10 protein-coding genes are annotated in these 14,485 nt (G+C 44.1%); 1 reads left to right on the plus strand and 9 read right to left on the minus strand.

Annotated features, from left to right (window positions below; translation table 11 throughout):
• Nucleotides 1-92 precede the first annotated feature (92 nt).
• Nucleotides 93-971 (minus strand): LysR family transcriptional regulator, encoded by an 879-nt coding sequence (locus ACFSVM_RS12675; RefSeq protein ID WP_379262500.1) that lies wholly within the window; start codon nucleotides 969-971, stop codon nucleotides 93-95.
• A gap of 334 nt (nucleotides 972-1,305) precedes the next feature.
• Between ACFSVM_RS12675 and ACFSVM_RS12680 the strand changes: the two genes are divergently transcribed.
• A complete protein-coding gene (locus tag ACFSVM_RS12680; protein ID WP_379262502.1) occupies nucleotides 1,306-1,854 on the plus strand; it encodes a GNAT family N-acetyltransferase in 549 nt (182 codons plus the stop codon).
• Between the two features lie 78 nt (nucleotides 1,855-1,932).
• Here ACFSVM_RS12680 and ACFSVM_RS12685 read toward each other — a convergent pair whose 3' ends face one another.
• The 8 genes from ACFSVM_RS12685 to ACFSVM_RS12720 form a co-directional block, all read right to left on the minus strand.
• Nucleotides 1,933-2,892 (minus strand): phosphotransferase, encoded by a 960-nt coding sequence (locus tag ACFSVM_RS12685; protein ID WP_379262504.1) that lies wholly within the window; start codon nucleotides 2,890-2,892, stop codon nucleotides 1,933-1,935.
• A 268-nt stretch (nucleotides 2,893-3,160) separates the two neighbouring features.
• Entirely contained in the window at nucleotides 3,161-4,039 is an 879-nt protein-coding gene (gene galU, locus ACFSVM_RS12690; RefSeq protein WP_047910485.1) for a UTP--glucose-1-phosphate uridylyltransferase GalU, read from the minus strand.
• On the minus strand, nucleotides 4,036-6,270 hold the full coding sequence (locus tag ACFSVM_RS12695; protein ID WP_379262507.1) for a bifunctional alpha,alpha-trehalose-phosphate synthase (UDP-forming)/trehalose-phosphatase: 2,235 nt from the start codon (nucleotides 6,268-6,270) through the stop codon (nucleotides 4,036-4,038). Before ACFSVM_RS12695 ends, galU begins: the two co-directional genes overlap by 4 nt.
• A 268-nt stretch (nucleotides 6,271-6,538) precedes the next feature.
• Entirely contained in the window at nucleotides 6,539-6,823 is a 285-nt protein-coding gene (locus tag ACFSVM_RS12700) for an HPr family phosphocarrier protein (protein WP_379262509.1), read from the minus strand.
• Nucleotides 6,824-7,017: 194 nt separating this feature from the next.
• Entirely contained in the window at nucleotides 7,018-7,542 is a 525-nt protein-coding gene (locus ACFSVM_RS12705; RefSeq protein WP_177178690.1) for a GrpB family protein, read from the minus strand.
• Nucleotides 7,543-7,649: 107 nt separating this feature from the next.
• Nucleotides 7,650-8,687: a serine hydrolase domain-containing protein gene (locus ACFSVM_RS12710; RefSeq protein WP_379262511.1), complete on the minus strand. Its 1,038-nt coding sequence runs from the start codon at nucleotides 8,685-8,687 to the stop codon at nucleotides 7,650-7,652.
• A gap of 163 nt (nucleotides 8,688-8,850) precedes the next feature.
• Nucleotides 8,851-10,086: an S-layer homology domain-containing protein gene (locus ACFSVM_RS12715; RefSeq protein WP_379262513.1), complete on the minus strand. Its 1,236-nt coding sequence runs from the start codon at nucleotides 10,084-10,086 to the stop codon at nucleotides 8,851-8,853.
• A gap of 103 nt (nucleotides 10,087-10,189) precedes the next feature.
• Nucleotides 10,190-14,152 carry a S8 family serine peptidase gene (locus ACFSVM_RS12720; RefSeq protein ID WP_379262515.1) on the minus strand — a complete coding sequence of 1,321 codons (3,963 nt, stop codon included), beginning with the start codon at nucleotides 14,150-14,152 and terminating at the stop codon, nucleotides 10,190-10,192.
• Nucleotides 14,153-14,485: the final 333 nt, after the last annotated feature.

Raw genomic sequence — 14,485 nt, forward strand, 5'->3', positions numbered from 1 at the left:
TATGTATTTAGTAAGAATTATTATAGTTACTAACTTTACCGTGATTATCCAGCGCCGTCTAATAGAGTTTTTCTATTCATCTATGAATTTCATCAATAAGATCGCTGGACGACTTGTTCGAGTAGGGATTCTACAAATATGCTGTTTGCGCCAGTTAACGAAATCAAATTCGTTTGTAATGAGATTCCCGCTGTTTCAGTAATATCGATAGGCACAAGCGTGCCTTCCTGCATTTCCTGTCTAGCACACAACTCAGGAAGGAAGCAGATTCCTGCTTTTTTTATAACAAGTTTCTTTGCCGTTTCTAGATTATCCGCTTGGAATACAATGTTGGGTGGCTGCTCCAAGCTCTCAAACACGCGGTGTATCCTTAACCAATCTAAAGATCCGCATTCAAAAAAAATTAAAGGTTCGTGCCGGATGCTGCGAATTGAGGCTGTTCCTTCGGAGGCAAGGGGGTGTTCCTTATACACATAGAGACGAATGGGATCTTCATAGAATGGAAATGACTGAAAGGCTGGATTCACTATTTTACGAACAAAGGCCAAGTCTATCTCCTTAGCGATCAGTTTATTGATAAGCTCATCTGTCGTATTGGTAAACAATTTAAATCTTACGTCCGGAAACCGATGGTTCAAAACCATCAAGAGATCTGGCATTAAATAATTGGAGACAGAAACCGTGCTGCCGATTCGCAGCTCATTGGACATTGTTTTTTTGGACTGAAGGTGATGTTTTCCTTTTTGAAAGGTTTGCAGGATCTGCTGAGCATAAGGGAGGAACTGTCTTCCTTTCTCTGTTAACAGGATTTGCTTACCGTGCCGGTCAAATACTTTGCAGTCAAGTTCACGTTCGAGTGATTGAATTCGTGCGGTCACTGTAGGTTGAGTTAGAAAAAGAACGTCCGCTGCCTTGTTAAAACTGCCATAGTGGTTAATATAAACAAATGCCTCGATGTTCTCGATATTCAATATGAGCACCTCCAATAATTTAAAGCATATAATTCCTATGAATATAGAAGGTTTTAAGCGTGTAGGAGTCCTATAAATTATTCTTATCTTAGGTAGTCAACATATCGTTGTCAATCCTTATTTATTCTTTTATGCAAATTAAAAGGAATATCTCCAGTTCCTATCATTAAGACATATCCGAATGTAATACATGTGAAAATTAAAAATTTTACATATAGATTTTTTTTATTAGAATATTAATATTTTTATTTTCCTATATGTTTAGTTGGTATTCAGTTGTATACTAATCTCACTTTATCATTTGCGTATACTTTTTTAATAAGGAGTGACATCAATGAGTTCCAACGTACAAAATGTTATCGTCCGTGATGCTGAGGAATGGGAAGCCGATATGATTGCTGAAGTCATGGTAGAAGCCTATGGGCAGTATGCCCTCACGATGCCTCCGGACCGATGGGAAGAATATCGTGAATCGATTAAGGCTTCTGTATACGGGAGTGCTCCTGTTGCACGTTTGATCGCATTAACTGAAGGGAACATCGTTGGCAGTGTACAAATGTTTCATTCTTCAGAATCGGCCTATGGAAAACCTGAAATGGGAATACATTCTCCAATTATTAGATTGTTAGCCGTCTCCCCTGCGGCACGAGGTCTTGGAATTGCTACCCTCCTCATTCAAGAAGCTGCCCGCAGGTCGATTCAGCTGGGAGCATCCACACTAAATTTACATACCTCGGATATGATGGCTTCTGCTGTAAAGCTGTATGAAAGGCTGGGATTTAAACGTGCATTTGATACCGACATTTGGAATGGAGACACACTAGTCAAAGGTTACCGGATCGAGGCAGCATCGCTTTTGGGAGAGAGATTGCATTTTTCATAAAAGAAATAATAGATAAAACCTAACATATTTGTTAGGTTTTTTTGTACGAATGATAAATTAATATGACTCGAATTTAATTCAGAATGTTTCAAGTATATCGATGATTGTCTTCCATGTTTCTTCCCTCTGTCTCCTCAAGCTATCCTGCGGCCAGATGCTCTCTGGGTCCTGCAAATCATGATCTATCAGGGTAAGCATCCACAAGGAAAAGGCTGCTGCGAACAGCATATAATCTTTTTTGAACGGTTCTTTATCATAAAGCCTTCCATGCGCTTGAGAGAATTCAAGGTAAGCATCCAGCACCTTGTCACGAATGAGTACGTCAGGCATTCTTGGATACAGCGGATGCGACATATCAAGCATATGATACAAGTCCCACAAGGGTGAATTCCGATGATTGTGCTCCCAATCGAGCACCACAATTCTGCCAGAGGATGTCCTTCCATAATTGCCAGGATGCAAATCACCATGAGAATACACTTCTACATCGGAGAAAGACAATCCCTCCAGCCTATCATAGAAAGCATTAGCTACATTCTTTTCAAAACCTAGCGACTTTAAGAGCCTACTTATTACACTTCTTTTTGCCGATAAATCAGTCACAATCGCATCATATCCCGGCTTCTGACCAGAACGTGATAACTCCGGGTAAGGATCGAGCGGCACAGCATGCCATAACGCCATCCATTCAGCAATCTGTATAAGCATAGACTCATCTACTTCGTGATGTATCGTTCCCATATCCTCAAAGAGAAGCCATGGTGTCTCCTGCGTGCGATCTTTCGATTGGGCAATCAGTCGAGGATACATGACAGGGAGATGAGGCAATACTTTTGCATAAGCCCAGCTTTCTCCTGTATTCACTCCTTCGAGAGGAAGTTGCTTTAATATGTAGCTTTCAGAAAATTCACCTGTTAAGCGCTCTACCCTTCTGCCTTCAAGGCCAACATGCAGCAATTCACGGGCGTTGACAACTAGACCATGTGTAGACACTCCCTCAGGTAGGTGCCATTCCTCAAATTTTAATAATTCTTTCATGCGTTAAATCCCCCGTTCCGATCAAATGTGACTGTAGCATCAAGTATAGTTTATTTCTTAGGATTGTGGGGTATTTCCAGTTCATTTTACATTCATTAAAAAACGCCTTATTGCTTAACCTCCCCCTTTTTTCCTTGTAAAGGCATGTGTAGGTTTGAAGCAGCAATAAGACGCTTTATGTGTTGTATGGGTTATAAAACAATACCACTGATTTTAGTGCCATTACTGTGCACAATCCATGTACAGGTCATAAAAAGAAGACGAGCCCTTAAACCAATTCACGCTGCTCAAGCACCTTCTTCAAATAAACCGCGAGGTCATCCTTCAATTCTTCATTCTGCATTGCATAATGAATGGTCGTTTGAATGAAGCCCAGCTTCTCGCCTACATCGTGACGAGTACCATCGAAGTGATACGCGATCAGATCCTCTTCAAGTCCTAATTTAGCGAGCGCATCGGTCAGCTGGATCTCCCCGCCAACCCCGGCTGGAGTTTCACCCAGAATATCGAAAATACGAGGCGTCAAAATATAACGGCCAAGAATGGCCAGATTGGACGGTGCATCCTCACGCTTCGGTTTCTCTACAAAACGATTCGCCTTGTATACTCGCTCTGACAGTTCTTCACCATCGACGAGACCATATCGCGAGACCTGCTCCCAAGGCACCGGCTGTACGCCGACAATGGAAGATTCATGCTTCTCGTATATGTCCATCATCTGCTTGAGACATGGCACCTTGGACTCTACAATGTCGTCCCCAAGCATTACGGCAAAGGGTTCATTGCCGACAAATTTACGGGCACACCATATCGCATGACCGAGTCCAAGTGGTTCACCTTGGCGGATGTAGTGAATGTCTGCCATTTCAGACGATTTGCGCACTTCATCCAGCAGTTTCCATTTATGCTGCTCAGCCAGATTATACTCTAGCTCAAACGAATTGTCGAAATGATCTTCAATGGCCCGTTTGCTCTTCCCTGTTACAATGATAATATCCTCAATACCGGAAGCAACAGCTTCCTCTACAATATATTGAATCGTCGGTTTATCGACAATCGGGAGCATTTCCTTGGGCATTGCTTTTGTTGCCGGCAGGAAGCGAGTTCCCATACCTGCTGCCGGTATAATCGCTTTACGAATTTTCATGTTGTTCTCCTCCTCATTGCTGCTGTTGTGGATGCGGGCTTAGCTGTGTCACTTAGTTCCTCAAGCTTTTTAAGCAGAGTTCTGAATTCCTTGTTGGTCTTCAGCTGATATTTGGCATTTGTGTTCCCGGAGCCAATCTTAATAGAGAATGCTTCTTCGGGAAGTGCATTAAACATATCTTCATCTGTATAATCATCACCCGCACCAATAATAAAATCAAAGGCCTCTGCCCGTGTCAGCAAATGAACCCCGTGTCCCTTATTGATTCGGCTGTCCTTCACCTCGAGCACTTTACTTCCTTCAAGTACACCAAGGCTCATGGACTGCGTAATGGATATCAATGCTTCTCTAAGCTCATCCCGTTTGAGTGCGATGACATCAGGCTCACACTGCCTATAGTGCCAAGCCAGGGAATATTCCTTCTCCTCAATTAACGAGCCTGGCATCCGATCTGTATACATTTCGAGAATGTGGCGAATTTTATCCTTCCAATCATTATCGACATTAATGGTCTTGATCCATTCCCCTCCAGCTTGCTTAAACCACAATCCATGGGAGGCGATCAAATGGAGATTCAGATCTCCGAGCCATTTTTCGATAACGCCGCGATCTCTGCCGGTAATAATAACGACTGTATTCTTCGGATCTTGTGATAAACCAGCCAGCAGCTGCCTTAGCTCCTCATCCGGCTTGGCTTGATCCGGCGTCGGCTTGAAGCCGACAAGCGTTCCATCATAATCCAGAAGGATCAGGCGCCGCTCTGCATCCGTATAGGCGGTTTTTATCACCGAAGAATCAGAGACATCGACCAAAGGCTTCGTTTGCAGGACCCCTGTTTCGCTATTCCCCAGAGCTGTAATAAATTCATCTGCCCAGAAGTTAATATTGTATCTGGATAGACGATGATGCATCATTGTATTACGCTCAATCTTCTCATGATCCGGCATATCAAGCGCGGTCTTAAGTCCTTCTGCAATGGCACCGTGATCATTCGCATTGACGATAACCGCTTCGCCCAGCTCACTCGCCGCGCCCGCTGTTTCACTCATCACCAGCATGCCCTTGTAATCATTGCGGGAAGCAATATATTCCTTCGCTACCAGGTTCATACCGTCTCGAAGCGGAGTGACCAGAAGCACATCACTATGGCGATAGAAGGCGATCAGATCGTCCTGGCTGAACGTGCGGAAGAAGAACCATATCGGCATCCAGTTGACCGTACCGAACTGACCGTTGACTTCACTGACGAGCACTTCGATATGTTTTTTTAACGTGTCATAGGTTTCCACTTCCACTCGTGACGGTGCAACAATCAGATTCAGACGAACCTTCTCGTGATATTCCGGATATTTCGTCAAGAACCGCTTAAAGGCTTTGATTCGGTCAGGAATGCCCTTGGTATAATCCAGCCGGTCAATAGACAAGATGTTCTGGATGGTGCGTGTACTTTCTACAAAATCCTGCAGCTCGCTCGACAATTCCACTGTGTCCGTATTGGAGAAATATTCATAATCAATACCCATTGGGAAAGCTTCAACCTGCACGTTATGTGTCTCGTAGCTGAGCTTGTTCAAGCTGTGTTCCACCCCGAGTATTCTGCGTACGGTACTGAGGAAGTGCCGAACATAATCGTAAGTATGGAAGCCGATCAAATTAGCCCCAAGCAATCCCTGAAGTATCTCTTTGCGCCAGATCAATAGTCTGAATATTTCGAAAGAAGGGAAAGGAATGTGGAGGAAAAAGCCGATTTTGGCATTCGGGTATTTCTCTCGAATCATTTGCGGCAGCAGCATCAGCTGATAATCATGCACCCATATCGTATCATCGGGCTCAATGACTTCATCCAGTACGTCAAAAAACTTCTGATTAACTCGCTTATAGGCCTCCCAAGTATCTTTGCTGTATTCCGTATTGCTCGTGAAGTAATGAAACAAAGGCCAGATCGTTTCGTTACAGAAGCCATGATAATATTGATCGATCTCTTCCTCAGATAGAAAAATAGGAAGACAGTTGTATTGCTCTGACAGTTCGGTGTTAATGGATGCTTGATCCACATCAGACAGCTCATTGCTGGAGATTCCCGGCCATCCGGCCCAAACGCTGTTTCCTTGCTCATGGTAGCTCTTCAGTCCCGTTGCCAGACCACCAATACTCTTACTATAGGTGAGTTCGGACTCGTTCTTCTTGACAGTAACAGGCAGACGATTTGATACAAAAATAAGTTTACTCAATGTGGATCCCCTTTCCAGTAAAAGTCTCTCTATTTTCTAGATTATATATTTTGATTTTGCTTGTAATTGCGCTCTTCCAAGCAAGTTACCTGTAACTTTCATACCCGCTTTCAACAAAAATGACTCAAGCGTAAGGAATGAACATGATTGTGGCGGTCTTTTTCCGAACCATAGACAAGTGCTTAATTAGGCAGCGAGCACAGCAAAAAGACCTGGAAATCGTGTTTCCAGGTCTTTTTCTTTGTATGATATAAAAACCGATATGAAGCTAATGCTCCGCTTCCAATCCTTGTACTCTGCTAAAGCAATCAATCAACGTTTCCAGCGCCTCGAGCTCATCCTTCCCTCTCGTAGACAAGCGAATCCTCGTCCCCGCGTGAATGGGCTGCAGGATCATACCAAGCAGACTCTTCACATCAATCACATGCTCATTGTCATTAGGGTCTGTGTACGTGATGATAATTTGAGAGACAAAGCTTGATGCCAGATTCGAAATTTGAATGAGTTCCTGCTGGTCATAATCAGATTGCACGATGAATTCATGTACCCTCACATCCATCACCCTTCGTCTGTCTTTTATGTTCTATAGCTTTATGCAGATACAAATGATTTGGTGATACAGGCTTACAGAGCCTCTATTCATTCATAAGCGCTTCACAATTATGAAGCGTATTCAAAATGATTATAAGCTATATTCTAATCGAAACTAACCATTTGGTAAACGGTTACATTTTATACCCTATCCGATTAAGATTTTTGTCCCTCGTACCAAGTAAGAGCTTTTGCTTCAATTTCTTTGACCAATGCATCCTTCCCATAGGAATAGGACTGTATGTCGTTAGGAAATTTTTGTGCTAATTCCGTTTTTAATGAAGCATATTTCGCAGCATCTTCTGGATGTGTTCTCAAGTAATCCCGAAATGCGAGGTGACGAGCTACATTGACATCACCGGCTTCAAAAATATGAATTTGGTGCGTACGATCATCCCCACCTTTTCTAAAGTATCTTCGACCTGGCATTCCGAACTCGCCCATACATTCATAGCCTAGCCGCTCCATCTGTGGATTATATGTATCGACAAGATCAATTCGGTGCACGACAGGCATGATATCGATAATTGGTTTGGCACGTAATCCAGGAACTGAGGTACTGCCTATATGATGGATGTCTACCTGTTGATCACCCAATATGACCTTCAGATTCTTTGCTTCTACTTCAAAAAGTTCAATCCAATACTCGTTATAATTGACGACATTTACTTTCACAATCATTCCCCCTTATTACTAGATTAGGATAGAACAAAGCAGTCCACAACGGACTGCTTTGGTTTAACTCTAGCTTCTTTATAACATCATAACTTCATAATAAAGTAAACTTTCTATGAAAGACAAGAAGCAAACACATTATGCACATGAATATTGTCCACCGTTTTGGCCAGCTGCGCCGTCATCAGCACAAATGCATATCCTTGCTTCGGATACATCCAGACCATACAGCCGCCTATGCCGTTATGACCAAAAATATCTCGTTCGATGTACCCTTTGTGACGTACCGGCATTTTCCATACAAATCCGTAATCCGATTCGACCTCGTCAATATGAAGCGTCTGCGGTGTAACCATCTGCCTGAATGTCAGCGGCTGTAGAAGACGCTTGTCTTCCGCATACTTCGTTTCATTCAGCATGGCTTTCGCGAAGATCATCAGATCATCCGCTGTACTAATCAAGCCGCCAAAGGGCAGCTTAGCACTCATCAGCTGGTCCATTCGCCCCGCTATCGCTTCAAAGCTTCCTATAGGTGCCATTCGGGACTGATCTGCCCCTGGTTCACCAAAGCTGGTATCCTTCATACCCAGCGGATCAAAGATATGTGTCTTCAGATAGTCTTCATAGGTCATACCGCTGACACGCTCGATGATCTCCGCAAGCACGGTAAAAGCAATATTGTTATAGCTTACTGCCATACCAGGAGCAGCTGTCAAGGTACTGGATACGAGAGAAGTGAAGATCTTGGCATGATTCATACCGTCTGCTTCGAGCTTGCCTTGTGCCCACCTTGCCATATAGGACTCATCCAGCCCTGACGTATGGGTCAGCAAATGCCATAGGGCAAGCTTGTCTTTCCCCTGCTCACCGAACTCAGGGAGCAGCTCAGATATAAGCTGGGAGGGATGAAGTAAACCCTGCTCCCATAATTGCATAATAGCTAATCCAAACATAGGCTTCGTAATGGAGAATACCGGATAAGTGCTTGTACCGTCTATATTTGTTCCATGATCATGAATGCCATAAGACCGTAGATCAATAGAATGCTCTTTATCTGTGATGCCAAGTACAGCAGATGGCCATGCTCCAGCCTGCACTTTCTGTTCGATGTAACGATACATGGGTTCAAATTGACTTAATTGCTGGCTCACTCCTGATACCTCCATCTAAATATGTAAATTTGGGGCGATGTGTCGTGCTTTCTACTAGCCCATCACATATCGTAACACGGAAATTTATTGGTTACAAAAAAACGTCTGCTCCTGAGCAAAGGAAGCAGACGATGATCCTATGAATTTTCGTGGAGCAGAACCTTTAGTCAGTCCACTCTTGAATTCGATTCAGCATGACGCTGACCTCAGCACGATTCGCCATATCATTTGGTGCGAATTTAGACTGGGATTTGCCTTGAATCAACTGGTTATTGTACAGATAGGAGATGGAGGACTGGGCCCAGTGATTCTGAATATCTGTAAATGGCGCAGCTTTAACGGCCAACTCACTTGTCCCTGCCGTGAGATGCCTGGATAGGATCGCAGCTAATTCTGCTCTTGTAATGGGAGCATTCGGCTTGAACGTCAGCGCCCCGCTCTTATCCTTGGAACCCTGAATCAGACCGTAACTCGCAGCGGTTTCCACATAATCATAATACCAATCGGTCGTTTGGATATCCGAGAATGAGGGTGCCATCGTCTGAGCCATATCAAGCTGAAGTGCAGTTACAACCGCTTTGGCGAATTCAGCTCTAGTCATATTACGGAGCGGTTCAAAGTTGCCTTCGTTCGTACCGACAAGCACTTCACTTGTAGCTAGACGAATGATGGCGTTCTCCGCCCATTTGACTTTGGTTAATGCTGACTGATCTTTAAACCCGGAGATAATTTCTTTACTTGTTGGAGGACTTACTTTTTGCTCAGCCTGATCTCCCACAGTCTCAACGACTTCATTTACTTTACCTGTTCCCGATCCGCTTCCTGAGATTGTAATTGTAGGATGGTTCACACGATGTATGATGTTGATGCCAGGATTATCCGGCTGAATAATGATGGATTTGGACTGGGTTAACTTGGCTGATCCCGCCTTCAATGCACGAAACTTCACCGTTCCTACTTTTCCATAGCCCGTAAACAGCTTCGCATTCTTTGATGTAATGGCCTCGGCAATTTGTACGGTACCTGACGCATTCACTTTATTAAGCAGGCTCATCGGATTACTTGTCTTCTTAAAAACGCTTGGCGTAAGCTTGTTCTCTCCTTCGACAGGCGCAAGCAGTGCTTTATCAAAATTCAAGTGAACCTCATAGCCCTGTACTTTGCTGTAGTCTCCCGTAAAACCCTGCAGCCAAATTGCAACTTCAACAATATCTCCTGTCTTGACATGGTATGAAGAGGGCACGAGACGAACTATCGGAAGATCGGATTGGCTGTTCGAGGCTGAAGTAACGGCTGTGGATTCTGCAGCGAGCATGGCAGCAGGATACGAGCTAAGGATCAGACCACTCGCCAGTAGAATCGTTGCTAACTTCTTTGATAACGGAGTTTTCATCATCATGAGTGCAGCTCCTGTCTTCTTGTTATGTAAGGAGAGAGGACTAATAGTCCTCCCTCCAGCTTACTGTTTCTTTCGAAATTTACATATTGCTAGGATCAAATAATTACAGCTCGTAGTTGCCGATGATGTATGAGATGTCCAGCAGGTCTACTGCACTGTCACGATTGATATCCGCTGCAGAGGCTTTAGCATTTGGCCAAGCGGAACCTTTCGTTTTGCCGAACTCTTTGGCTGTCAGCTGCAGATCCACGAGATTCACTGCACCGTCATTATTAACGTCACCTGCTGTCAGCGGTCCAAAGTTCAACGTTTCACTGCCGTCTACGGTTACGCCTGCTGTTTCCGTAATGTGACCCGGAACAACAACGCGAACCGTGTAAGTTCCTTCTATAACTTCGATGGTATAAGTGCCGTCAGCACGAACCGTTCCTACGCCTGCTACTGAACCGTTACTATCGACAGCTTCAACAACAACCTTGTGCACGCCATCCGCACCTTGGTACCAAGTCTCACTGTAGTCGACACTGTCAGCGAAGGCTTCAGCATCGATGCTGCCTGTGATGGAGTATTGACCAGGTGAAGGATCACTTGTTACCGTTACAGTCGCTCCGGTTACATCACCAACTGCAATATCTGCAGAAGTACTGTTCAGTGCACGAATATTTGATAACTCGAAATCATACTCGCCTTCACTTGAGCCAGCGAAGTTAAATGATGCGAGTGCACCATCTCCGGTGTAACCGGACTCCAGTCCAACCAGCGTAATGACATAGTCTGTTTTCGCTAATCCATTACCGAGTGCCGTTGTTTCTTCATAAACGTATGGAGTTACACCTGGATTCTGCTCTTCCTGATAAGTTGCGAGAACCACGCTTGGTGCTGTTGTACCTTTTACTAGATCTTCATCATACGTCAAGCTGAACTGAGCGGAATAGAGATCCTCCACTTCGGAGAAATCGATATCCAGATTGAAGGATTCATTGACACCAACTTCATCGGCGGAAGGTTCAACCGTTAAGGAGATTTCACCTGGAGTTGGTTCTCCGGGTTCTTCACCGTCACTCTCATATTCGACAATATAAGAAGGGGTTAAGAATCCGTTACCCGCAAGATCATACACATACACTTCAAATTCATTCTGACCTTCTACGATGGGCACTTCGACTTCAAATTTACCATTTCCAGAAATCGTGCCTTCGACATATTCCCATTCACCGTCCACAACATAACCTGCTTCGATCACGATGCCCGAATAACTCCCTAGCGCGTCGATCATCAGATCTTCTCCAATTTGCCCAGAGATCGTGCCGATATTTCCTTCAACTGTAATTTGAGGATCGCTAAGTGTGGAAGTTGGAGCCTCAACATCTAAAATAAATGGGTATGCGTGTTCGAACAAACCTACGAGTTCACCATTCAGTTCAATCCATGGAACCACAGCGTAGACACCCTGTTCAAGCTCAGAATCTTCCGTTTCCAGATCATAATCACTTACGGTCCCATCCCAATTCTCAACAACATATTCACCGGATCTGATTTCATCTTCGACCTCATCAATTACACCAACCCAATCACCAGTATAAAGATCATATACATCAAGTGATATATAGTTCGTGTCTATGCTGGCATAATAATAGACATCCGTCACATCGCTGACAAAGTCTCCGTTTGGCGAGAAGTACTTCGGATCGAGTTCTGTAATTACCTCAGGATTCTTCACCGGCTCTCCTACATAGACGTTTACTGGGATTTGAAGCTGGTGACCGCCGGCTTCTGTCAAAATAATCTCCCCGTCATAATTGCCTTCTGGAACTTCAGCATTCATTGCAATGCTCACGTCAAAAGAGGATTCACCGTTCGCAGGAACGGAGATTGAATTCTCACTTACAGTAAGTGTTCCTGGCTCTGCTCCATACCATTGTGTTGATACACTGTAGGAAGAAGACTCACCGATCACATCACTTACATCAACGGTTCTGGAGGATTCAGCACCTTCACCAAGCACCCCAAAGCTAAGAAGACCGGTTTCATATGGTGTTTCCTCTCTCGATTCTACGGCTGTCGTCGTCTCCTGAACAAGCGCTACTGCTTTGGCTTCAAGCGTACTTTCAAGATCAATACGACCCGCCCCTTGTTCATTATGCTTGTGTCTATTGCCGTACAGGTCATTAATCTTCAACGCGTTATTCGTCATGAGTCCTTTGATTTCATAATGACTTAAAGACTCGTCCTTATCGAGCAGTAGTGCAGCAGCCCCGGCAATATGTGGTGCGGCCATGCTTGTCCCTTGAAAATCTGCATAAGCATCTGTGTAATCACCACCATAAGCAGGTACAGAGGATCTTATTGCGATTCCTGGTGCCGAAATATCCGGCTTAACTATATAGTTTGGCAAACTTGGACCTCTGGAACTGAAATCTCCGATATAATCCTGTTTCATTTCTGTATTTAATGTAATGGTATAACCAGGTGCTGCTTCGATTTTTGATTTAAGCGCTTCTCCATCTTCAAGTGAGAGGCTTAACGTAGGAATGTAGTCACCCGGAGCACCTAAGGTTCCTCCAAAGTTTCTTGGCTCATTGTTATACACGAGTGCAGCTACAGCCCCAGCAGCCTGAGCATTTACAGACTTCTCCGTGAAGGATATGCCGCCTCTTTGAATGAGTGCAACTTTTCCTGTTAAATCCTTATCCTCAAAGTCGCCTGTCGTGCCCAGACCTGCATATACCACCTCAAGTGCTTGTCCTTCTAAAGGAGTAATGTCGGGAGAGAAAGTCATGAGACTTCCGAAAGATTTAATCAATCCTTCTCCAGTCACTGTAGGTAGATTTAACACCGGTGCAGAAGCACCTACTGAAATGGGTATTTCAGCTGAACCTGGTGAACCCAGTGTATATCCATCCGGACCATCGTTACCGTTAGCAACAACTGCGACAACTCCCGAGAGAGCTGCATTATTTAAGGCTACAGAAGCAGGATCAATCTCATTGTTGATGCTGCTGCCTAGAGATAGGTTAATGACATCCATATCATCTAATACCGATTGTTCGATTGCTTCGATAACGCCTGATGTTGGACCTGATCCACCTGGACCCAGTACTCGGTAAGCATACAGATCTGCTCCGTAAGCTACCCCTTTAACCCAACCGGTATCTCCTTCAGGGTCTAATGGATTGCCTCGACCCGCAATCGTACCGGCTACATGGGTACCATGATCGGTCTGGGCATCTGGATCTCTTGGATCTGGTGGTGTTTCATAGGGATCGTCATCATTATCGATGAAGTCATAGCCACCTTTGTATGCATCTCGAAGAGACGGATGGTCATAATCAATTCCTGTATCAAGTACACCCACTTTAATCCCGGTGCCATCGTATCCGATATCCCAGAATTGCTGAGAACCTATCATTGGAGCACTGTCGTCCATATTCGGTGTCATGCTGTCCAGTGGTGTTGCAAACATCTCCGAATCTGGATAGACCGCTTTAACGCCAGGTAATGTCAGCAGAGACTCTACTTGATCCGCTCTTATGTCGACTGCATACCCATTGAATACGACGGAGTAGTCTGTCTTGATGGTTGCATTAAGTCGTTTGGCTGCCGAAGCAAAAGATTGCTGTTCCTTCTTAATCAGACTACGCTGGTCGCTTCTTGAGGAGCTTAAGCCTTGAGTTACCTTGGATTCGTGAAGGGCTACGGGGTCTTGGGATAGTTCTACAATTACACTGATTGTACTGGTGCTGTCGGATTCAGGAACAAAATTTTGAGGTGCACTCTGAGAGGATGAAAGACCGGATAGTTCACTGTTCGGTACCGGTTTTGATCTAGGAGTGGAATTCGTACTGCCGCCCGAACGTTCCATTGCTTCTAGCTTCTGATTATAATTTAATGATTTACCTTCAATACTAGATAATAAATTACTCTCGTCTACATTAAATATGGAAGGATCAAACTTCCTATTCGTTGCTTCTGCTCCGGAGACTACTGCGGGAAATACTGTGGAAAGGAATAACGTGGAGACAACCGATAATGACATCAATCTGCGTCGAATGGGCTTAGACTGCATACTACTCCTCCTATACGATTCAATGTAAGCTAAGTTTCTGCAATACTCTATCAATCTTCATGTCTTCTCCTCATCGCATGTCTCCTTTTTCGATAAACTTCTACTTATGTAGCTTGAAGTAACGCGGTTCGTTCTTCGAAAACTATTTTAATTCAACACGCTTAAAAACATTGTAGAATTTCCTGATATGCCTTATATGATGGTAGAATTGTTGTCAAACACCTTGTTTTTACATAAAACTCGAGCTATTTTCGTATAAAATCGAACATAACAAACTGCTTAGGTGAAGTTTTTTGACATCAATTCTAATCAACCATTGGTTGAATGCTGTAT

The organism is Paenibacillus shunpengii, assembly GCF_042684905.1.
Taxonomy (GTDB): Bacteria; Bacillota; Bacilli; order Paenibacillales; family Paenibacillaceae; genus Paenibacillus; species Paenibacillus shunpengii.

Excerpts from the sequence above, each read along its gene's own strand:
- galU (WP_047910485.1), bottom strand. The coding sequence starts at position 4,039 with ATGAAAATTCGTAAAGCGATTATACCGGCAGCAGGTATGGGAACTCGC.
- ACFSVM_RS12680 (WP_379262502.1), top strand. The coding sequence starts at position 1,306 with ATGAGTTCCAACGTACAAAATGTTATCGTCCGTGATGCTGAGGAATGG.
- ACFSVM_RS12705 (WP_177178690.1), bottom strand. The coding sequence starts at position 7,542 with ATGATTGTGAAAGTAAATGTCGTCAATTATAACGAGTATTGGATTGAA.
- ACFSVM_RS12720 (WP_379262515.1), bottom strand. The coding sequence starts at position 14,152 with ATGCAGTCTAAGCCCATTCGACGCAGATTGATGTCATTATCGGTTGTC.
- ACFSVM_RS12685 (WP_379262504.1), bottom strand. The coding sequence starts at position 2,892 with ATGAAAGAATTATTAAAATTTGAGGAATGGCACCTACCTGAGGGAGTG.
- ACFSVM_RS12715 (WP_379262513.1), bottom strand. The coding sequence starts at position 10,086 with ATGATGATGAAAACTCCGTTATCAAAGAAGTTAGCAACGATTCTACTG.